Source organism: Bariatricus sp. HCP28S3_A7, from assembly GCF_052066375.1.
Taxonomy (GTDB): domain Bacteria; phylum Bacillota; class Clostridia; order Lachnospirales; family Lachnospiraceae; genus Allocoprococcus.
In genome coordinates, this window is sequence record NZ_JBQHSG010000008.1 from 75,292 (window position 1) to 95,391 (window position 20,100).

Consider the following 20,100-nt stretch of genomic DNA (forward strand, 5'->3'; position numbering starts at 1 on the left):
ATAAACTTGAATTTTTTGTGGGACGAGGTATAATAAATGCAAAGATATTATTTCGCGAAATGCGAACAAATATACAAAAGAAAAAAAGGAGGACAAGCAATGATAATAATGGATATAAAAGCGGACAATCTATATGCTTTTAAGAATTTCCATATGAATATGTCTTATCCTAAAAAAATAGTAGATTCAACAATAAGTGAAGAATATTTGAATGACAGGCAAAATTTTCGTTACAAAAAAGTAAATATAATTATGGGCGGAAATGCAACTGGAAAAACATCGCTTGGAAAACTTCTTATGACATTTACAAATTATTTTGAGGATGGGATGTATAAAAGATTTACAAGCAAAATTGATAATGAGAAAAAACATGCATTTCTTAAAATAGACTTTGTTACAAATGAGAACAGGCTTTATAGATTTCAACTGTCTGTACGTCCAAAAGCTGAAGTTGAATATAAAGAAGATGACGTAGATATTAATGTGTATTTCACACCTATTGGAATAAGAGATAATTATGAAAACTGCGCAAAACGATTGGACGAATCTGATTGCAATAAGATTTCATATGATCAGATTAATACTAGTGGATGGTACTTCTCATATCCTCAAGATGCATGGAAGAAAAAAACTTATATACCTATTGAAGAAAATGAAAAATATCTATATATTTTAAAACAAATACTGATTACTTTAGATCCATCAATAAAAGATGTTATAAAAGTCAAAGAGGTAGATAATACCTACGCTATAAAATTGGATCATTGTTCCGTAATTATTAAAGATGGACAAATTGCAAATGGAGAGGTATTATCAAGCGGTACAAAAGCTGGTCTGGACATTTCATATATTATTGCATCTTTGGTTTGCGATAAGCATGATTTGTATTATTGTGATGAATTATTTTCCTATGTTAACAGCGATGTGGAGAAAGCTTGTTTATCTATTATGATTGAAAAGTTGACCGGAAGAAAGCAATTGTTTTTTACGACACATAATACTGAGATTTTAGACATGCAGTTGCCCAAACATACTTTTACATTTCTGAAAAAAGATGTAAGAGATATAGATTTGCCGATAAAATGTATACACGCCGAACAATACTTAAAGCGTAATACAGATTCCTTGAAAAATGCTGTTGAGAATGATTTGTTTTGTACAGCTCCTGAATTACATAAGTTATATGAAATTGCAGACCTATAATAGGGGGTGTACAAATGAAAAAAGAATCCATTTATCATTATTATGTTGAGGGTGATGATGAGAAAAGTGTTTTAGATGCATTAAAAAGAGACTTGGGATGTGTCAAAAGTGGGAAGGTTGATAAGTTCAACGTTGTACAAAACAGATTTACAATTGCAAGAATCAGACCGCTAAAATCTGGTACAATTGTTGTGTTAATCTATGATACAGATATTACGAATAATATGGAAATAATAAAGTATAATGTAGAATTTTTGAAAATGCAAAAAGGAATTAAAGATGTGATATGCGTTCCACAAGTAAAGAATCTTGAGGATGAATTGGTAAATGCATGTAATATTAAGTCTGTCGAAGAAATTACGAAAAGTGCTTCAAAGAAAGAATATAAAAGTGATATTAATAATTGTTCCAATTTGGGGGCAAGGCTGAATAAATGTCACTTTGATATATCAAAATTTTGGTCACGAATTCCACAAAATGAATTTTGTGAATTTGGAAATGATGCTGAGAAAATAAAGAATTATTAAATAAGGAGAACAAAAACCATGGGATACAACATAGCCATTGACGGACCGGCCGGAGCCGGAAAAAGCACGATCGCAAAACTGGTTGCGAAAGAGAAAGGATACATCTACGTCGATACCGGTGCAATGTACCGCGGACTTGCAATCCATTTCCTGAAGAAAGGCATTCAGCCGGATGAAAAAGAAAAAATCATTGATGCCTGCAAAGATGCAGAAGTAAGCATCGGATACGAAGACGGCGCACAGCAGATTTATTTAAACGGAGAAAATATCACTTCCATGCTGCGAGAAGAGGCGGTGGGAAATATGGCATCCATCAGTTCTGCTGTACCGGAAGTCCGGGCAAAACTGCTGGACCTTCAGAGAAATCTGGCAAAAGAAAAAGATGTTGTGATGGACGGAAGGGATATCGGAACTCATGTACTTCCGAATGCAGATGTCAAAATATACCTGACAGCAAGCGTAGAGTGCCGCGCAAATCGTCGGTTTAAAGAACTGACGGAAAAAGGAATCGCATGCAATTATGATGAAATCGCACAAGATATCCAGGAACGCGACACCCGTGATATGAACCGGGAAATCGCACCGCTTAAAAAGGCAGACGATGCCGTCCTGGTGGACAGCTCTGATATGACGATCGAGGAAGTAGTAAAGGCAATCACCGGCCTTTGCAGGTAGAGAGAATGATAATAAAAAACAAAAAACATTTCTATGTCTTTCTCATTCTCATTTTAATATGGCGATGCATCATATTCGCATTTTCCGCCCAGCCGGGAGACGAATCCACAGACACGAGCATAGGATTCGGGGCGAAGGTTGTCGGATTCTTCATACCGGAATTCAGAGAAATGTCAAAAGAAGAACAGAGAGAATTCCTTGAACCGTATAACTTCATCATCCGAAAATCAGCACATTTTTGCGAATATGCTGTGATGGGAATGCTTAGCATGCTTTTGCTGCAGCAGATCTATATGAAAATGAAATGGAAAATATTTTGCAGCATCGGAATCAGCGCCTTCATGGCATGTACCGATGAATTCCATCAACTGTTCGTAGAAGGAAGGGCAGGAAGAATCCAGGATGTCTGCATCGATACATCGGGTGCAGCCCTGGGAATTCTGGTGACAGTCATAGGAATCACTGTGATAGAAAAAATATGTCAAAGAAAAACCAGTCATAGCAGGGAGTAGAAATGCTCCCTTGATGTGACTGGTTATTTTAATAGAGCTAACTGGTTAATACGAGCTGTAGCAATCATTTCCCCCTCCTCATAACCTTCCGCGCGAGTTTGTCTCATATGCCGTTCTTCATCATATTCATAAATACTCATTCTCTTAGCCTCCGCTCTGTTATGCGATGGTAAGAGAAAAAACAGAAAATTCCATAAAAAACCCTCCAAATAAAGTAACATCATCACTTTAAACTAAAGAGTCAATATACGAAATGCACAAAAATCACAAAAAAAAATCGTGCATATAGGTGTGTGCTATAGAAAAAATACAAATCATGTCAACAAATGTTGAAAAATAAAAAGGTATAAGGTATAATACAGAAAGAATGGAAACGGAAAAATTCTGAGTAAGCCAAATCGTCGCCGTGTCGCGTTTGGAAGATTCAGATGATAAATGTGTATGAGAATCTGTCGGAATAAAGATGGAGTGGCGAAGCTTATCCATTTTTAGATGACGAGGTTCTTTTTTTTTCCTAATCCATGCAACAATTGATGACATAAACATGAGTGAGGAGAAAAAGAATGTGGTACGTTGTACAAGTCAGTACAGGTGCAGAAGAACGAATTCGTTTACAATGCGAAAAGAAGATAGACAAAAGTATTATGGAAGAGTGTTTTATACCTCAGTATGAAGAGAAGAAACACTTCCGAGGTAAATGGACTGTTCTGAAAAAGATTCTATTTCCCGGTTATGTTTTTGTGGTTACAGATCATTTGAATGATTTATATGAGGAATTAAAACATATTGATGGAATGACCAAGATGATCGGAACCGGTCAGGAGATCGTTCCACTCACCGATGAGGAAGTTGATTTCATCAAACGTTTCGGCGGTGAAGAGAAAGTAGTTCAAATGTCAGAAGGAATAATTGAAAATTCACAAGTCCGAATACTGTCCGGACCTCTTGAAGGGATGGAAGCGTTCATCCGAAAGATTGACCGGCATAAGCGCAAAGCCTGGCTGGAAATCGAAATGTTTGGAAGAATGCAGAGAGTAGAAGTGGGATTGGAAATTATTTCCAAAACTGTGTAGAAAATGAAATTGAAATAACTATGTTGTTGAAAACATCATTTTTTATACGATAAAAATACTATTCATAAACGAAGATGCTGTAAATGTGAGGTAAAAGAAAGCCCACAGGCATCGATAGATTTGAGGGTCGGGAAAGCAAATGTATAAGAGGAATACATCACATTGGTTCAAACACTGGGATTTTATTTTGTTGGACTTCATATTGATAGAAGCTGCGTTCTATGTGGCGTATGTGGTGAGAAATGGAGAAGTTTTTTTGCTGATGGATTCTTTCATGCGAAGTATCTTCATTGTCCTGGGGCTTTTTGATCTGGTGATGGGATTCCTGATGGAAACATATCGGGGTGTTCTGAGACGGGGATACTGGCTGGAAGCGAAAGCAGTCGCACGACATGTGATCGTTGTCTGCGCCGGTGTCATCGTCTATCTGTTTGTAATTAAAGAATCTGCACATTCTTCGCGTCTGGCGATGTTTTATTTCCCGTTCATTGCATGGAGCTTCCTTTATATAGGAAGATGTATTTTGAAAATGTGGCTGAGAAGTCACCGGGGACCGGCTGCCGGAAAACGTGGCATTATGTTGGTCGGATCAAAGAAGAACTATGAAGAGCTTCTGAACAACTTTACCGATAATCCGTACAGTGAATTCAAGGTTACCGGAATCGGGATCGTGGATGAAGAAGGCGAAAGAAGAGAATTCCATGGTCTGCCGGTTATTTACGGAGTGAACCAGATTGCGGAATATCTGAAAACAGCCTGGACGGATGAAGTGATGTTCAGCATTCCGAATGACATACCGCTTCCGGAGAAGCTGATTGATGAATGTGGAATCATGGGCCTTACAGTGCATCTGAAGCTGGCAAGGCTGAAAAAAGAGAAGACGCGTCAGATGGTGGAGGAGATTGAAGGGTATACGGTGATCTCCAGCAGCATCAACATGGCATCACAGAAACAGGTATTTGTGAAGCGGCTTATGGACATCGCAGGAGGAATTGTCGGACTAATCGGTACGGCGGTTATCTTTGTGATTGTGGCACCGTGTATCTTTGTGAAATCTCCGGGACCGATCTTCTTCAGCCAGATCCGGGTTGGAAAGAATGGAAGAAAGTTTAAAATCTATAAATTCCGAAGCATGTATATGGATGCGGAGGAACGGAAGAAGGAACTCATGGCGCAGAATAATATCAAGGACGGCATGATGTTCAAGATGGATAATGACCCTAGGATTATTAAAGGGATCGGAAATTTTATCCGGGATTATTCCCTGGATGAGTTTCCACAGTTCTGGAATGTGCTGAAGGGTGATATGAGTCTCGTTGGAACCAGACCGCCTACAGAGGATGAGTGGGAGAAGTATGATCTGCATCATCGGGCCAGACTGGCGATCAAACCGGGGATTACCGGGATGTGGCAGATCAGCGGACGGAGCGACATTACCGACTTTGAAGAAGTTGTGAGGCTGGATACAGAATATATTAAAAACTGGGATTTGGGGCTTGATATTAAGATTTTGCTGAAAACAGTGTTGGTTGTGATTGGAAAAGATGGGGCGAAATAGAAAGCTCTATTTAGCAATGTCTACCCTAAATTTCAGTTGAGTTTTCATGGGCTATGATGACCGTTAAAATCATCCGTTATTGCCGGAAAATAAGGATTTAGGGTACAGGTCTGCGGGTAGTAATAAGTACATTTTCAAATGAAATGGTGAGGACTTTCCTACGGGCTATGGGGTGTATGAGAACAATTTTGAGTGTATGAGACCTATTTTCAAGCGAAATGAATGAGGCGAAAAACATGGATTTTTCGTTTCGGGTAGAGGTCTGGGAATAGTGATAAGTACATTCTGAACATGAAATTGGCGTTGAAGATAATAAGAGGAAGATTGAAAAATGCCGTAATATCAAGGGTTTTCAATAGATGATATAGAGAGTGCAAGGGGTCTACCCTAAAGAATCATAGTGAGGAATTAAAGGGATGGAAGCCCGAAAAACGCTCATTTGCAGTTAGTGACCTATGGAAGAACCGAATTGTTGTTTTCAATAAATGATAAAGACAACAAGGGGTCTACCCTATGAACTTTAGTTGATGGTTTTTCGGGGGTAAATGAGGGGTTTGGGGCCGAAAATGAACATGTCTGGGGCTGAAAAAACCACTGAAATGAACATAAGCAATTTTGGATAGACCTGTCCATGAAGTGATAAGAACACTTCGTGAAGTGATAAACACATTGAAGATCAAGATTAAGTTAGCAGATTCCGCGCTGTGAGAATCATTCAGGTTAACATATCGGGAAGATGATAACCACAGCGATTAAACATAGATAAAACATTCCCGGTTTGACCGATATTCTCGATCACGCCGGGACAGACAAGGAGAAGAATGATGAAGAATTACACGATTGCAGTTGCTGGCACTGGTTATGTTGGCCTTTCGATAGCCACACTGCTGTCTCAGCACCATAAAGTATATGCTGTGGATATCATCCCGGAAAAAGTGGAGCTTATCAACAGTAAAAAGTCTCCGATTCAGGATGAGTATATTGAAAAGTATCTGGCTGAGAAGAAGCTGGATCTGACCGCAACGCTGGACGCAAAACTCGCCTACAGCAATGCGGACTTTGTTGTTATTGCGGCTCCGACTAACTACGACAGCCAGAAGAACTTCTTTGACACATCTGCTGTCGAGACTGTGATCAAGCTGGTCATGGAGTATAACCCGAATGCGATTATGGTCATCAAGTCCACCATTCCGGTCGGCTATACCAAGAGCATCCGGGAAAAGACCGGTAGCAAGAACATCATCTTCAGCCCTGAATTCCTGCGTGAAAGCAAAGCCCTCTATGATAATTTGTATCCCAGCAGAATCATCGTGGGCACGGATATGGAGGATGAGCGTCTAGTGGAGGCGGCTCATGAGTTCGCTGCACTCCTCCAGGAAGGTGCAATCAAGGAGAATATCGACACGCTGTTCATGGGATTCACAGAGGCGGAGGCAGTGAAACTGTTCGCCAATACATATTTGGCGCTGCGTGTCTCCTATTTCAACGAGCTGGATACCTATGCCGAGATGAAGGGACTGAATACCCAGCAGATTATCAACGGTGTGTGTCTCGATCCGCGCATTGGTACTCACTACAACAATCCGAGTTTCGGTTATGGCGGCTATTGCCTGCCCAAAGACACCAAGCAGCTACTGGCTAACTATGCAGATGTGCCGGAGAACCTCATTGAAGCAATCGTTGAGAGCAACAGAACTCGTAAAGATTTCATTGCGGATCGTGTGCTGAAAATGGCTGGTTACTACGGGTATGAGGAAGATAACCAATACAGCAAGAGCAAAGAGAAGCCCGCCACAGTGGGTGTGTACCGACTGACTATGAAGTCCAATAGCGATAACTTCCGCCAGAGCAGCATCCAGGGTGTTATGAAGCGGATTAAGGCTAAGGGCGCTACTGTGGTCATCTATGAGCCGACGCTGAAAGGCGGTGAGACCTTCTTTGGCTCAGTCGTGGTTAACGACTTGGAGAAGTTCAAGAGCATGAGTGATGCGATTATCGCGAACAGATATAGTGATGAATTAGAAGACGTGGCTGAGAAGGTTTATACAAGAGACATTTTTAAGAGGGATTGAGGAGAAAAGATTATGAACTACATTATTTTTGGGGGATCCGGATTTATTGGAACACATCTTATTCATCTTTTGAAGGAAACACATCCAACAGATAATATCTACTGTTTAGATATTGTCATGCCAGGCGAAGAAGGGGTTGTTCCTGGAATCGTTGAGAAGAATGATGAGGTTATCTACGAAAGAATAGATGTAAGAAAGAAGATTGAATACGAGATTAAAACTACAGAAGATGATGTAGTTTTTAATTTGGCTGCTGTACATAGAACTCCTGGGCATGAAGACTATGAATACTTCGAGACAAACATCAGAGGAGCAGAGAATGTAACAGAGTGGTGTGAGAAGCACAACATCAAGAAGGTGTTGTTCACTTCTAGTATCGCCCCATACGGTGCTGCTGAAGAGGAAAAGAGTGAGGATAACCTCCCTACTCCAAATACTCCTTACGGGATAAGTAAGTTAGTAGCAGAGAAGATCCACCAAGGATGGGCAGATAAGAACAGCGCACAACTAGTTATCGTTAGACCTGGCATTGTCTATGGTAAGGGCGAACACGGAAATATGACTCGCTTATATAGCGGTCTGAAAGGCCACTATTTCGTCTACACAGGTAGAAAAGATACAATCAAGGCTTGTATTTATGTTAAAGAGTTAGTGCGCTTTTTCTTGTGGAGTTTGGAGAATGGAAAAACTGGTGTATGGAACTGTACATTCGAGCCTGCCTTTACTATTGAACAGATTGTACAGACTATGGAATCCGCTACTGGATTAAAGACCTGGGTACCACTTATCCCTGGTAAGCTGCTGATGGGCGTAGCAAGGGTTGTAGGTCATCTTGGTGGCAAGGTTGTCGGTATTCACCCTGCAAGAGTCAAGAAGCTGATGATTTCTACGAACATTTGCGGTAAAAAGCTGGCAGCTTGCGGCTATAAATTCCACTATACCTTTGAAGAAACATTTGTCGACTGGTTCGAAGATTGCGATCGGCAGACGCTGGAATAAAATCACTGCAGGCTGTAGAGCGTTTGTAGATCGGGCGAGATTTTTTGAAGCCTGAATTGCGTCGGATGAATAAAACTCCTTGTGTTGATGGAGGGTAAGGGGAGATGGAAAGCCGTGCGAGAGATAATCAGATAGATGTAATGAAAGGAATCGTGGTCGCGCTTATGGTCTTTGGCATACATCCGTTTCTAACAGTGTGCGACATTGGATCTATCTATTCATATGGCAGTTTTTTTGATATCTGGATATTTGTGGGGACAGCAAGAATGCAAAATCGGGCAAAACGGTTATCCGATATATATTGAGAAAATTGAAGGCGTTATGTCGATCATATGATTGCATTTTATGGCGTTTAAATACGTATCGTATCTATATGTTTTTGTAACGAAAGCGACAGGCTGCTATTGGCACAGTATCATGTGATATATAAAGAGGGCTGGCTGTGACTGCCGTATACCATCGTGGGTATTGGCTTGCCGTTGATATGGCAGTATGGCTATCGGTCCGCAAAAGCGAAGCTTGCAGGTAACAAAACAGACAAAGGACAGGCATCACGAATATCGTAAGATCGATCCGATTAGTTATTCAGACGGTTTATAGAGATGATGTAGCCTGGATCGTGGGAAACACTTATTGAAAGGATAATGAACATGAATGAATGATTTTAACGAAGTATTGAAGAGCGATTTGGCTCAATACGGGGGAGGTAGAAAGATGGTATTATAATTTTTTGTATTATTTTAGAAGGGTGACCACCTGTAAAAATAAATACTTGAGTTACTATTATCGCTTTATGTATCGTTTCGTTTCAAAAATGCATGGGATAGAGATCCCGCGGAGTGTACAAATCGGAAAGGGCTTGTATATTGAACACCCTTATAATATCACGATAAATAAGTCTGCGGTTCCGGGCAAGAACATCAATATTCATAAAGGCGTGACGATCGGCTAAGAAAATAGAGGAAAACGCAAGGGAACTCCCGTTATAGGCGACCAAGTGTGGTTGGGCATCAATTCCACCGTAGTGGGGAACATAACGATTGGCAATGATGTACTGATCGCGCTAAACGCATATGTTAACTGCGATATTCCCGCCTACTCTGTCGTGGTTGGAAATCCATGCAAAATAATTCCGAGAGAAAATCCTACAGAAAGCTATATTGATCATTTGGTATAAGGCTTTCTTCAGGTAAAAACAACGGCTACCGTTTGCCATATAAGAAAATGCCGTTAAATCTAATCGAATGCGGATGTTAGAGTCCGCTGAAAAGGACCATTCAGAGTCCGGAGAAAAGGGTCATTTGCTTATCTAAAGGTTTCTAATGGCTTCGTTATTCCACGATCCGCTTGACAGCCTGCACCCACAAAAAGCGCTCTGCTGGAGAAAATAAAGCCCTTTGGCAACACCCGAGCACAATAGTGTAGCAGGGAGAACACCCAACTATAAAGCGGTTTTCACGGCATAAGCTCGCCATTGATAAGCCTTCTTATTTCGCTTTGGCCCTTTTCAGGAAGCCGGAAATGGCCCTTTTTGGTGAACGCAATTTGGCCCTTTTTGCCGGACTCTAATACGGAAAAATGCGATCGTTAGAGATAGTGGTCAAATAGTAGGAGGATGAAATTATGATAAAAGGATTAGTCTCAATTATTGTTCCGGTCTATAACAGTGAACAGTATTTGGAAGAAACGATCCAGTGCGTGCAAAAGCAGAGCTATACCAACTGGGAAATGCTGTTGGCGGACGATTGCAGCTCCGATCACAGTGCAGAGATCATAAAAAAATATGCAAAAAATGACCATCGTGTTATTTATTTGAAGCTGGATCAGAATGGCGGCGCCGCCAAAGCGAGAAATCATGCTTTAGAGCGCTCACAGGGGCAGTATATTGCCTATTTGGATGCAGATGATGTATGGCTGCCGAATAAGCTGGAGCGACAAATCGATTTCATGACTAGCAATCATGTGGAATTTAGCTGCTGCGATTATGAGAAGATCGACGCGGATGGTACAAAGCTGAATAAGGTCGTGCATATGCCCAAAACGATCACCTATGATCAGCTCCTGTCCAACACGATCATTCAAACAGTCGGCGTTATTGTTGATCTGGAAATGGTAGACAAGGATCTTTTGGTCATGCCGGATGTTCGCCGCGGTCAGGATTCTGCAACATGGCTGCAGATGCTGCGAAACGGTGTAAAATTCAACGGACAAAATGAGGTGCTTACACAGTATCGACGTGTTCCGCAGTCGCTGAGCTCTAACAAGTTCAATGCGATGAAGCGCACATGGTATTTGTATCGGCATGTAGAAAAACTGCCACTGTGGAAGTCGGTCTATTGTATGGTCGGCTGGGCATATCATGCCAGCATTAAGCGTATTTACATTATGAAGTGATCAAGCAGGAGGACGTTATGGTTATAGGCTACACAACGGGTGTATACGATATGTTTCATATCGGGCATCTGAATATTCTCAAGCGAGCAAAAATGCAGTGTGATTATTTGATCGTTGGCGTAAGTACGGATGAGCTAGTACAGCGCGAAAAAAAGAAAAAGCCAGTGATCGATTTTCAGGAGCGCATGGAGATCGTTAGGGCGATCAAATATGTTGATATGGTCGTGCCGCAGGTGGATAAGGATAAGTTTGCTGCATGGAAAAAATATAAGTTCCAGAAGATGTTCGTTGGCAGCGACTGGCAGGGAACGCCGCAGTGGAAACAATTTGAACAGGAATTGGCTCCTTTTGGTGTTGAGATCGTGTATCTGCCCCACACAGACGGTATTTCGTCTACTAAGCTAACGGAATATGTCAAAAACCATATCTAATAATAGATTAGGAGAGGACGAAAATAATGGACGAAAAGGTGATATTTCAGGTCTTGCCTGCATTTCGGTTGGGCGGTGCGGAAATCATGGCGGAAAATCTGGCAATCGAGCAGCAAAAGCGAGGCTACATGGTGTACGCTGTTAGCTTTTTTCGTTATGAATCTGCCATTACAGAGAGACTGGAAAAACAAGGTGTCCCGGTAATTTACTTGGACAAAAAAGAGGGCGCAGATATTCAGTCGGTACGAAAATTCAGACAGCTGATAGATAAGTATCACCCGGCATTTATTCACACACATTTATATATTTTGGAATATGTGCTGCTTGCAGCCGTGGGGAAAAAGGTCCGGATAGTTCATACAGTGCATAATGTGGCAGAGAAAGAGGTTTCTGCATCGCGAAGAAAGCTTCGGCAACTTATATACAAATTGAAAAAGGTAACGCCGGTTTCTATTAGCCCGCGAGTGCAGGACTCGATGTGCAGTGTCTATCGGCTGTCAAAGAAACAAACGCCGATGGTCTATAACGGTATTGACTTAAAAAAATGTGTTGTGAAAGACGCAAATGTCCTGCAAGACCCCTTCAAGATTTTGAATATCGGTCGACTGGAGGAGCAGAAAAACCAGCACACCATTATTGAAGCAGTTGCAACATTGCCTAAAGAGGTGAACGTAGAGGTCACGATTGTTGGTGAAGGCTCACGTAAAGAAATGTTGGAGCAGCTGATAAAGGATAAAAACGAAACAAGAGTTAGACTGTCCGGTGCAAAAAGCACAGTGTATCAATTGATGCATGAAAATGATGCTTTTTGGCTTTCTTCCGCATGGGAAGGCATGCCGATCACGCTGATTGAAGCAATGGGTACGGGAATGTCTATCCTGACCACAAATGTGGGCGGTATTCCGGATATGGTAGATCACACATCGGCGATCATTGTGGCGCCGGATCTGGATTCCCAGCAAAAAGGATTAGCAAAACTCCTTTCTATGACAAACGAGCAGCATGTGAATATGCGGCGCAATGCACGAAAGGGAGCGAATAGATTTTCAGTGGAAATTATGTGCGACCAATATCTGAAAATATATGATAGGTGTTAAGGAATGAAGGGTATGATTTATCAGAAAAATATAGTGCAATATTATTTTTTGGCACTGATTTTTATTGTTTATACGTTTAGTTTTCAGACTGCTACCGGAGGCAACGTGCTTACAAATATTGCAATCGCAGCGTTTATCGCTCTTGAATTGCTTGTCAGGCGGTTTGAAGTGGAAGTGAAATACAATAAAGTATTTCTGATAATGCTAGGTGGTTTTGTAGCGCTGTCTTGCCTGTCTATTCTATACAGCGTTTATCCCAGTGCAACAATGACACGGTCGAATACGTTGATATTAAACTATTTGTTTTTCTTTGTGATATGTGATCACCTCAATACTGCTGGCCGTATTGAAAGCTGCTTGAAGGCGATTGCATGGTCAGGTGGTGTTGCAACGCTGTATATGCTGTTTCATGCAGATATTAATATGGGTGACCGTATTACTAATTTAATTGGCAACGCAAATACGGCAGCAATTTATTTGGCATTTTCGGCGATTTGTGCAATTTATTATATTTTTAAAAGTATTGGTAAATATCGGGTCTTTTATTCTATCCTGTATCTTCTTTTGTTTTATGGTATTTTGCTAACTGGTTCTAGAACAGGATTGATGCTGATTACTCTCGGAAGTGTGACTGTTTATGGATATTTTAATTTGCGAGGGAAGCTCACAGTTAAAAAATTGATCAAGATTGTTATGGCTGTTGCAATACTAATTGTCCTGCTCATTGTTGTTTACCATGTGGTGATGACGAATGACTTGATTTATTCTATTGTAGGTGTGCGAATAGAGTCTTTGGTGGATATTTTAACCACGGGCGGAAAAAATACCACGGAAAATTCTACTCAGGAGCGACTGGAAATGAAGCGATTGGCGTTTCACTATTTCACACAATCGCCGATTTGGGGCATCGGACTGGGTGGCATTGGTTATTATATTCGTGAGCAAATTACGGGCTACTACACCTTCTGCCACGATAATTATATGGAGTTGCTGAGCGGCTTGGGCGTTTTGGGCGCAATGCTGTATTATGGGATACATATTACGTTGCTAAAAAGATTTAGCAGATTCAGAAAAATTGCGGACGCAGAAGGGCTTGACGATTGTAAAAATGATCGGGCGTTTTTATGTATTGTATTAATTGGATGTATTTTGCTTTCGCACGGCTTTATCGTCCACTATTATTATAAGACAGAATTTATGCTGCTGGGCATATTGGTCGGAGCGTCCCGTGATCAGTATAGGGAATAGAGGTTAAATGATATGATCACATCCAAGAAAGATCTTTATGAATATATGTATCAGGATAAGATCGCATTGTACAGAAAAAATGCAAAAAGGCCAAAGCTGTTTTCTGATGATTTATGGAAATATCAAATCGTGCTTCGGAAATGCGAGTATTATCAAAACTGCAGTAAAAACATTCTGGCAAAGCTGTGGTATAAATACAGACTGCATCAGCTGGGCGTCAAATATGGACTTTATATCCCTGTAAATGTTTTTGACAAGGGATTATCTATCGCACATTATGGCACGGTCACGATCAACCCTGCGGCCAGAGTAGGAGAAAACTGTCGTATCCATGAGGGTGTAAATATTGGGGCGACCGACGGACAGACCAAAGCAGCAAGGATCGGAAAAAATTGCTTCATTGGAAGCGGTGCCAAAATTATTGGCGATATCACGATTGCGGATGATGTTGCGATCGGCGCGGGCGCCGTGGTGATAAAGTCGATCACCGAGCCCGGCACTACTTGGGGAGGAGTTCCAGCTAAAAAAATAAGCAATAATAACTCCCATAAAAATCTTTGCAGGGATTTGTTTGATATGAGCGTGTAGTGGTATGGCTGCACAATGTAGGATTTGAAGAATGGAGGGATCGTATGGTTTCTATTTCGGTGATCATTCCGTACTACTATGGAAATAAATACCTAGAGAAGCTGTATTCGATGTTGAGCCGTAATGTTAATAATCTCAATGAGCAGGAAATAAGCGAGGTAGAGGTCTTGCTGGTGAATGATTCTCCTGCGGATACCATCGCTGCGCCAGAAAAAGAGGTGCCGTTTACATTAAGGATTGTGAATAATGCCGTCAATATGGGGATCCACCGCACCAGACTTCAGGGACTGGCGGCTGCATGCGGCGAGTATATCTTTTTTTTGGATCAGGATGATGAGATTGCAGAAGAGTTTCTGAGCTCGCAGATGAAAAAGCTTCTGGAAGACCAGGCAGATGTAGTGATCTGTAACGGCTATGTGGAAGCGTCAAATTGCGAACGAAAAGAGCTATACAGCAACGGAAATATGCAAAAGCGCTGTAAAAGCATTTTTGCGTATTGTGCAGTGACGAATCCGATCGTTTCTCCGGGGCAGGCCATTATTCGGAAATCTGCGATCCCCAAAAACTGGACAGAATATACGTTTAAAAGCAATGGCGCAGACGATCTTATGCTGTGGCTTGATATGCTTGAGAATGGATGTAAATTTGCACTGAATCCCCAAAAGCTATACATACATTGCGACAATGATACAAATGCCAGTAAGAATCATGCGGTAATGTATGCTTCCAATAAAGAAGTGTTTGAAAACTTGCACTGGGAAAAGCATCCTGTTTTATATCGCATAATGGTACGGAGAGTTAGCTTTTGGGAAGCACAAGAAAAGAGAAGGAGCGCTTTCAATATTTTAAAATATTTGGATGTGGTGTTGCTTCGTGTTGGCGCAAAATTTGGACTTTACTAAGTGGAGAAGCTCGTTATGAAATTTAGTGTCGTTGTTCCGGTCTACAATGCAGAAAAAAATATAAGAGCGACCATAGAGTCAGTGCGGGGACAATCCTATGAAAACTGGGAACTGATCCTTGTAAACGATGGAAGCACGGACGGCTCCGGCGATATCTGCAATGAGTATGCCGGGCGTGATGCAAGGATCAAGCCGTTCCACAGAGAAAATGTCGGTGTGAGCAGAAGCCGTAATTTTGGCATAGAGACCGCGACGGGAGATTATATCATTTTTTTGGACAGTGATGATCTTTTGGTACCGGACGCGCTTGAAGCATACGATAAAAAGTTAAGCGCCCATCCGGTCGATCTGATCATATCGGGATACACACAGCACTTTATTGACAAGGCGCAGCTTCAGGATATTATACCCCAGTCGGATTGGTGCGGTAGCAAGGACCGTTTTATGCAGGAGAAATTCAAGGAATTGTTTTTCAAATGGCTTCTTCATTCTCCGTGGAGTAAGGTGTTTCGGCGTGATCTGCTGGTGCAGCATGGGATTAGATTCTGTGAAGAATTTTCCATCTATGAGGATATTGAATTTGTGCTGCAGACGATCAACAGAGCGCAAGAAATCGCCGTGCAAGCGAAAAAGGTTTATACATATGAAATTTCATCTCATGGCAGCCTGAACACACGGTTTCACGAAAATGGCTTTGAAGCGGTAATGAATTGCTGGAAGACGCTACGCGTTGTATTTGGACGTGAGCTGCCTCCAGTGGAGTATCGACTGTTCTTTTTTTCGAAAATCGTTTCGTATGTTAATCAAATGTATGCGTTGCGTACTATGGACAAGCAGAAAAAGAGGGAACGCATGATCCAGATTTATACGGATTCGGTTTTTTGCAAGGATTGCATGGTTTTTAAAACTAAAAGTATCCGACTTCTTGTAGAAAACAAGCTGATTCGAATGAAAGCGTGGACATTATTAGACGGTCTGCACTGCGTACTAAGAAAATGAGCTATAGGATGGTGAAGGCATGATGAAAGCAGTAGACTTTATCGGGCCGATTGATATGACAATGGGACCGGGCATCAAAAATACCTATACATTACAGAATATACGAGATGTTTATCGTATTACTGTGTTGGACACCCGCAATATGAATCCTGGCAAAGCATTGAAGGTTTACGGCGGGTTTTGCATGAGCAAAAAGCCGGCGATCATTGCGGTGTCCTCCCGCGGGCGGAGCATCCTTTTGCCGATTGCGTACCTAAAGAAAAAGCTGTTGAAGGATTATCGCTATGTGATCATTTCTATAAATGGCTATCTGATCAATGAATTGCATACCGGGAAAAAATGGCACGACAAGGCTATGGTAAATGCCCTGAAGTGCGCGGACAAGATTTTTGTGGAAATAGAGGGGCTTGCAAAGAATTTGGGTAAAGAAGGGATTCACAATACCGTTTGGTTTCCCAATTTTAAGCCGGATAATGACTACAAGCCCATCAAATGCACCGCAATTGACCGAGAAAAGGATGATGGTAGGGATATACGTTTTGTATTTTTGGCTCGAGTGTGCAGGACCAAGGGCGTGGATATGGCGATTCGTGCGATCAAGGAGCTTCGAAAAGAAGGATATCCGGTCTGCCTGGATATCTATGGACCAGTGGATGAGGATGCAAAAGAAGATATCGGCAGCTTGGATGAAAAGTGCGGCGTGCAATATTGCGGTGTTCTACCAAATGCAATGGTGACGGCTAAGCTGTGTGAGTATGACGGATTCCTGTTCCCATCCAAGCATATCCGCGAAGGCTTTCCTGCTTCTTTGCTGGATGCATTTTCTGCTGGTCTGCCGGTGGTGGCAAGCGATATTAGCTATAATAGCGAGATTGTTGTTAACGGCGTGAACGGACTAATCTTCAAAACAGGGGATCAGTCTGGTTTTGAAACAGCGATCAGGCGGTTGCTAGAGGACAAAGCATTGTTTACTGCGATGGGGAAAGCAAACTATGAAAAATCATTGCGTTTCCGTTCCTCCAAGGTGTTTGCAGATATGAAAAATGAGATGATCGGGCTTGGGTGGTAAAAATGAAAGTGCAATTTAAATATGGCTGTGTTGTGATCCTTTATAATCCTGAGCGGGATTTCCCAAAGCAGCTGGAACGATACGCAAAGAGTATGGATTGTGTATATCTGTATGATAATTCTATACAGCGTAATGAATGGATCGAAAAAAAGGCTGCCGATTACGATAATGTAGAATATATCTTCAACGATCATAATGATGGCATTTCCTGCGTTTTGAACAAAGCGTATGTACGCTCGCTGGCGGATCATTGCGATTTCCTGCTGACCATGGATCAGGATACAGAGTTCTCCACTGAGGGGATGCTCTATATGAAACAGCAAATCGAGCAGGATCATGAGCTAGACTGCACGGCGATTTATGCGGCAAATTTTGTGAAACGATATGTAGGCGCGCAGGGTACGGAGTATTCCGAATCGGTTTGCCCCAAAGGAATCGTATCCGAGCCGAAGTTTCACATTACTTCGGGCAATTTTTTGAACCTGAAGCTGCTGGATCGTGTATTTCCGCTGGATGATTATTTTATTGCCTTTGTGGATTTCGATTTGGATTATGAGATCGCGCTTCTGGGGTATAAACTGAAGGTATTTGGTGATTGTATCATCGTACAGCAGATCGGTGAACCGATCAAGGCAAATACGCTCAGCAAGCACGGGCTTACGAACTTGTCTGTGAACCGTTACTATTATCTGATGAGGAACAATCTTCATTTTAAAAGAAAATTTAAAGCGCACAAGGACGCGGTGAAATTTGCAAGGAAAAAAAGAATGATCTACTATGCCAAGCTCGTGCTGAGCGAAAAGAAAAAGCTGCAGAAGATCGGTGCGATGCTGGAAGGGTTCAAGGATTACCGCGAGGGGATTATGGGAGCACGAAAATGATAAAAAAAATTATCAATAAGTTGCAAAGAGAATGGAGAGAGTGGAATCCACTGTTCTGGTTGCCTACCGATCAAAAATTGGTCTTGTTTGAAAGCACTTCGGATTTTTGCGACAATTCAAAGGCACTCTATGATGAATTGCTCAAGCAGACAGGAGTGGAAAAGCTAAAGCTGGTTTGGATGGTGGAACATCCGGAAAAGTTCACAGAGCATAAAAAAAGTAATGTGAAATTTGTCTATTACAGCGATAGAACGATGTCCTTTAAGGATAAACTAAACTATTGGTATTATAATGCGAAAGCGGGCTATTGCTTTTATACACACAAGCCGTTGGGATGTTATTACAAAAAGTCTCAGGTAAGATGTTTTTTGACCCATGGTACTCCTCTCAAGGATAGCCGAGGCAAGTTCTGGAAGGTAGCTTATAATACACATATTGTAAGCACCTCCGATTTTGCAGCAGACCTCCGATGCAAAGCATTTTTGGGAGGAAGAGATAAGGTGCTTCTTACGGGCTTTCCGCGTAACGATCTCCTTATAAACGGAGGGGACGACGCAAAGAAGACTTTTGGCTTGGAGCGTTTTGATAAGATAGTTTTATGGATGCCCACGTTTAAGCATATCGATGTTACCAATGTTGACCGCAAGGATATGGAAACCGAGTTGGATATGTCGATTTTGGACAATAGCTTTATCCAAGACCTGAACCGTCTTTTGCAAGAGCTGAATATGCTCCTGATCATCAAGTATCATCCGCATCAGGACATGAGATATGTGCCTCAATGCGAGCTGACGAATATCTGGACATGGACGAATCAAAAATTGAGAGAAGAAAATGTCGAGGTCTATTCGCTACTTGCGTGCAGTGATGCATTGATCACGGACTTTTCGTCGGTGTACTTGGATTATCTGGTGACAAATCGTCCGATCGGATTTGAATTGAACGATTTGAAAAGTTATTCGAATGGCGTTGGTTTTCTGGTAGACGACCCGCTTTCTTATATGCCGGGACATAAGATCCGCGATAAGCACAGCTTTGAGGTCTTTTTGCGTGATATTCAGCAAGAACGCGACCCGTTTAAGAAAGAGCGTGAGGTTTTATGCCGGAAGTTTCATGACCATATGGACGGAAATTCCGCAAAGCGCCTGTTGAAATATTTTAAGCTACTGTAGTCTGCCACGGTCCTGATTTCGTTTGCGACAGTGATCAATGGCGTGGCTTGGTTTTTTGTCAACATTGTTTATCATCTATTTAATTGCACCGTTCCTGCTGCGTAGTGGTAAATAAGCTGAAGGATAAACAGATTTTGGTGGCTATAGGAATAGTCTATGCTGGAATTTTAGGGCTTAGCGCGATTATTCAGAAAATAGAAGCAGTTACTGCTTTTAATCATTTGGTATATGGATCGCCGAATATACGTGCCTTTTATGTTTTGTTGGGAATGCTACTAGGCGCTCTGTATCTCCAATGCCAAGACAGCTAGTGATGTAGTGCAAATGCATGGGCTGAATATGTTTCCACGATTCTTGCAATCTGGAGGTTTTTTGTTCGCGGCATCATGCCGTTTCCGTATGTAAGTCTTCGTGCGGTCGATGTAATGTTTTGTGCCGTTCTGCTGTGGTGCTGCGCATTGAAAAAGGAAGAATCTCCATATTACTATGCACGAAATGGGTTCAAGAGGCAAGTGCATTGTCTATGTATGTATTTCTGCTCCAGTATCCGATCCGTAATTGGCTGGATTATTTTACGATCCGATATATACTCAAAGATTATCTAGACACACTTTTGATCAGAGGGACGAAAGCGGTCCTGATCCTGATTGTCTTTTGTGGCAGCAGCTGTGACGAAAAGGGCTTGTGAGGAATGTCCCAA

General features: G+C 41.7%; 20 protein-coding genes. All 20 read left to right on the forward strand.

What is annotated here, in order from left to right; genetic code table 11:
* Positions 1-99: 99 nt before the first annotated feature.
* Complete coding sequence (locus ACTNA4_RS07550) at positions 100-1,203, forward strand: AAA family ATPase (RefSeq protein WP_427820676.1); 1,104 nt, start codon at positions 100-102, stop codon at positions 1,201-1,203.
* A gap of 14 nt (positions 1,204-1,217) precedes the next feature.
* A complete protein-coding gene (locus tag ACTNA4_RS07555) occupies positions 1,218-1,730 on the forward strand; it encodes a hypothetical protein (protein ID WP_441029389.1) in 513 nt (170 codons plus the stop codon).
* An 18-nt stretch (positions 1,731-1,748) separates the two neighbouring features.
* The gene (gene cmk, locus ACTNA4_RS07560) at positions 1,749-2,405 is read left to right on the forward strand and encodes a (d)CMP kinase (RefSeq protein ID WP_427805847.1); all 657 of its coding nucleotides are present in this window, start codon (positions 1,749-1,751) and stop codon (positions 2,403-2,405) included.
* Between the two features lie 5 nt (positions 2,406-2,410).
* Complete coding sequence (locus ACTNA4_RS07565; protein WP_441029392.1) at positions 2,411-2,917, forward strand: VanZ family protein; 507 nt, start codon at positions 2,411-2,413, stop codon at positions 2,915-2,917.
* Positions 2,918-3,480: 563 nt separating this feature from the next.
* Positions 3,481-3,990: an antiterminator LoaP gene (gene loaP / locus ACTNA4_RS07570; RefSeq protein ID WP_441029395.1), complete on the forward strand. Its 510-nt coding sequence runs from the start codon at positions 3,481-3,483 to the stop codon at positions 3,988-3,990.
* A gap of 139 nt (positions 3,991-4,129) precedes the next feature.
* Positions 4,130-5,548 carry a sugar transferase gene (locus tag ACTNA4_RS07575; protein WP_441029398.1) on the forward strand — a complete coding sequence of 473 codons (1,419 nt, stop codon included), beginning with the start codon at positions 4,130-4,132 and terminating at the stop codon, positions 5,546-5,548.
* 821 nt (positions 5,549-6,369) lie between these two features.
* Positions 6,370-7,620 (forward strand): nucleotide sugar dehydrogenase, encoded by a 1,251-nt coding sequence (locus ACTNA4_RS07580; protein WP_441029401.1) that lies wholly within the window; start codon positions 6,370-6,372, stop codon positions 7,618-7,620.
* A gap of 12 nt (positions 7,621-7,632) precedes the next feature.
* The gene (locus ACTNA4_RS07585; protein ID WP_441029404.1) at positions 7,633-8,619 is read left to right on the forward strand and encodes an NAD-dependent epimerase/dehydratase family protein; all 987 of its coding nucleotides are present in this window, start codon (positions 7,633-7,635) and stop codon (positions 8,617-8,619) included.
* Between the two features lie 985 nt (positions 8,620-9,604).
* Complete coding sequence (locus ACTNA4_RS07590; protein WP_441029527.1) at positions 9,605-9,796, forward strand: hypothetical protein; 192 nt, start codon at positions 9,605-9,607, stop codon at positions 9,794-9,796.
* Between the two features lie 446 nt (positions 9,797-10,242).
* Complete coding sequence (locus ACTNA4_RS07595; RefSeq protein WP_441029407.1) at positions 10,243-11,013, forward strand: glycosyltransferase family 2 protein; 771 nt, start codon at positions 10,243-10,245, stop codon at positions 11,011-11,013.
* A 17-nt stretch (positions 11,014-11,030) separates the two neighbouring features.
* Positions 11,031-11,444, forward strand: a complete 414-nt coding sequence (locus tag ACTNA4_RS07600; protein ID WP_441029410.1) for an adenylyltransferase/cytidyltransferase family protein — start codon at positions 11,031-11,033, stop codon at positions 11,442-11,444.
* A 26-nt stretch (positions 11,445-11,470) separates the two neighbouring features.
* Positions 11,471-12,541 carry a glycosyltransferase gene (locus tag ACTNA4_RS07605; RefSeq protein ID WP_441029413.1) on the forward strand — a complete coding sequence of 357 codons (1,071 nt, stop codon included), beginning with the start codon at positions 11,471-11,473 and terminating at the stop codon, positions 12,539-12,541.
* 12 nt (positions 12,542-12,553) lie between these two features.
* Positions 12,554-13,789 (forward strand): O-antigen ligase family protein, encoded by a 1,236-nt coding sequence (locus ACTNA4_RS07610; RefSeq protein WP_441029416.1) that lies wholly within the window; start codon positions 12,554-12,556, stop codon positions 13,787-13,789.
* Between the two features lie 12 nt (positions 13,790-13,801).
* On the forward strand, positions 13,802-14,377 hold the full coding sequence (locus ACTNA4_RS07615) for a serine O-acetyltransferase (RefSeq protein ID WP_441029419.1): 576 nt from the start codon (positions 13,802-13,804) through the stop codon (positions 14,375-14,377).
* A 44-nt stretch (positions 14,378-14,421) separates the two neighbouring features.
* Positions 14,422-15,279 (forward strand): glycosyltransferase family 2 protein, encoded by an 858-nt coding sequence (locus ACTNA4_RS07620; protein WP_441029422.1) that lies wholly within the window; start codon positions 14,422-14,424, stop codon positions 15,277-15,279.
* Positions 15,280-15,294: 15 nt separating this feature from the next.
* Positions 15,295-16,278: a glycosyltransferase family 2 protein gene (locus ACTNA4_RS07625; RefSeq protein ID WP_441029425.1), complete on the forward strand. Its 984-nt coding sequence runs from the start codon at positions 15,295-15,297 to the stop codon at positions 16,276-16,278.
* Between the two features lie 19 nt (positions 16,279-16,297).
* On the forward strand, positions 16,298-17,347 hold the full coding sequence (locus ACTNA4_RS07630; protein WP_441029428.1) for a glycosyltransferase family 4 protein: 1,050 nt from the start codon (positions 16,298-16,300) through the stop codon (positions 17,345-17,347).
* A gap of 2 nt (positions 17,348-17,349) precedes the next feature.
* On the forward strand, positions 17,350-18,228 hold the full coding sequence (locus ACTNA4_RS07635; protein WP_441029431.1) for a hypothetical protein: 879 nt from the start codon (positions 17,350-17,352) through the stop codon (positions 18,226-18,228).
* Positions 18,225-19,400, forward strand: coding sequence for a CDP-glycerol glycerophosphotransferase family protein (locus tag ACTNA4_RS07640; RefSeq protein WP_441029434.1), 1,176 nt, complete (start codon positions 18,225-18,227; stop codon positions 19,398-19,400). The genes ACTNA4_RS07635 and ACTNA4_RS07640 overlap by 4 nt, the downstream gene beginning before the upstream one ends.
* Positions 19,401-19,917: 517 nt before the next feature.
* Entirely contained in the window at positions 19,918-20,088 is a 171-nt protein-coding gene (locus ACTNA4_RS07645; RefSeq protein ID WP_441029437.1) for a hypothetical protein, read from the forward strand.
* Positions 20,089-20,100: the final 12 nt, after the last annotated feature.

What these genes read in the sequence shown, in the direction of transcription:
- ACTNA4_RS07550 (WP_427820676.1), top strand. Translation starts at nt 100, where the DNA reads ATGATAATAATGGATATAAAAGCGGACAATCTATATGCTTTTAAGAAT.
- ACTNA4_RS07555 (WP_441029389.1), top strand. Translation starts at nt 1,218, where the DNA reads ATGAAAAAAGAATCCATTTATCATTATTATGTTGAGGGTGATGATGAG.
- cmk (WP_427805847.1), top strand. Translation starts at nt 1,749, where the DNA reads ATGGGATACAACATAGCCATTGACGGACCGGCCGGAGCCGGAAAAAGC.
- ACTNA4_RS07565 (WP_441029392.1), top strand. Translation starts at nt 2,411, where the DNA reads ATGATAATAAAAAACAAAAAACATTTCTATGTCTTTCTCATTCTCATT.
- loaP (WP_441029395.1), top strand. Translation starts at nt 3,481, where the DNA reads ATGTGGTACGTTGTACAAGTCAGTACAGGTGCAGAAGAACGAATTCGT.
- ACTNA4_RS07575 (WP_441029398.1), top strand. Translation starts at nt 4,130, where the DNA reads ATGTATAAGAGGAATACATCACATTGGTTCAAACACTGGGATTTTATT.
- ACTNA4_RS07580 (WP_441029401.1), top strand. Translation starts at nt 6,370, where the DNA reads ATGATGAAGAATTACACGATTGCAGTTGCTGGCACTGGTTATGTTGGC.
- ACTNA4_RS07585 (WP_441029404.1), top strand. Translation starts at nt 7,633, where the DNA reads ATGAACTACATTATTTTTGGGGGATCCGGATTTATTGGAACACATCTT.
- ACTNA4_RS07595 (WP_441029407.1), top strand. Translation starts at nt 10,243, where the DNA reads ATGATAAAAGGATTAGTCTCAATTATTGTTCCGGTCTATAACAGTGAA.
- ACTNA4_RS07600 (WP_441029410.1), top strand. Translation starts at nt 11,031, where the DNA reads ATGGTTATAGGCTACACAACGGGTGTATACGATATGTTTCATATCGGG.
- ACTNA4_RS07605 (WP_441029413.1), top strand. Translation starts at nt 11,471, where the DNA reads ATGGACGAAAAGGTGATATTTCAGGTCTTGCCTGCATTTCGGTTGGGC.
- ACTNA4_RS07610 (WP_441029416.1), top strand. Translation starts at nt 12,554, where the DNA reads ATGATTTATCAGAAAAATATAGTGCAATATTATTTTTTGGCACTGATT.
- ACTNA4_RS07615 (WP_441029419.1), top strand. Translation starts at nt 13,802, where the DNA reads ATGATCACATCCAAGAAAGATCTTTATGAATATATGTATCAGGATAAG.
- ACTNA4_RS07620 (WP_441029422.1), top strand. Translation starts at nt 14,422, where the DNA reads ATGGTTTCTATTTCGGTGATCATTCCGTACTACTATGGAAATAAATAC.
- ACTNA4_RS07625 (WP_441029425.1), top strand. Translation starts at nt 15,295, where the DNA reads ATGAAATTTAGTGTCGTTGTTCCGGTCTACAATGCAGAAAAAAATATA.
- ACTNA4_RS07630 (WP_441029428.1), top strand. Translation starts at nt 16,298, where the DNA reads ATGATGAAAGCAGTAGACTTTATCGGGCCGATTGATATGACAATGGGA.
- ACTNA4_RS07635 (WP_441029431.1), top strand. Translation starts at nt 17,350, where the DNA reads ATGAAAGTGCAATTTAAATATGGCTGTGTTGTGATCCTTTATAATCCT.
- ACTNA4_RS07640 (WP_441029434.1), top strand. Translation starts at nt 18,225, where the DNA reads ATGATAAAAAAAATTATCAATAAGTTGCAAAGAGAATGGAGAGAGTGG.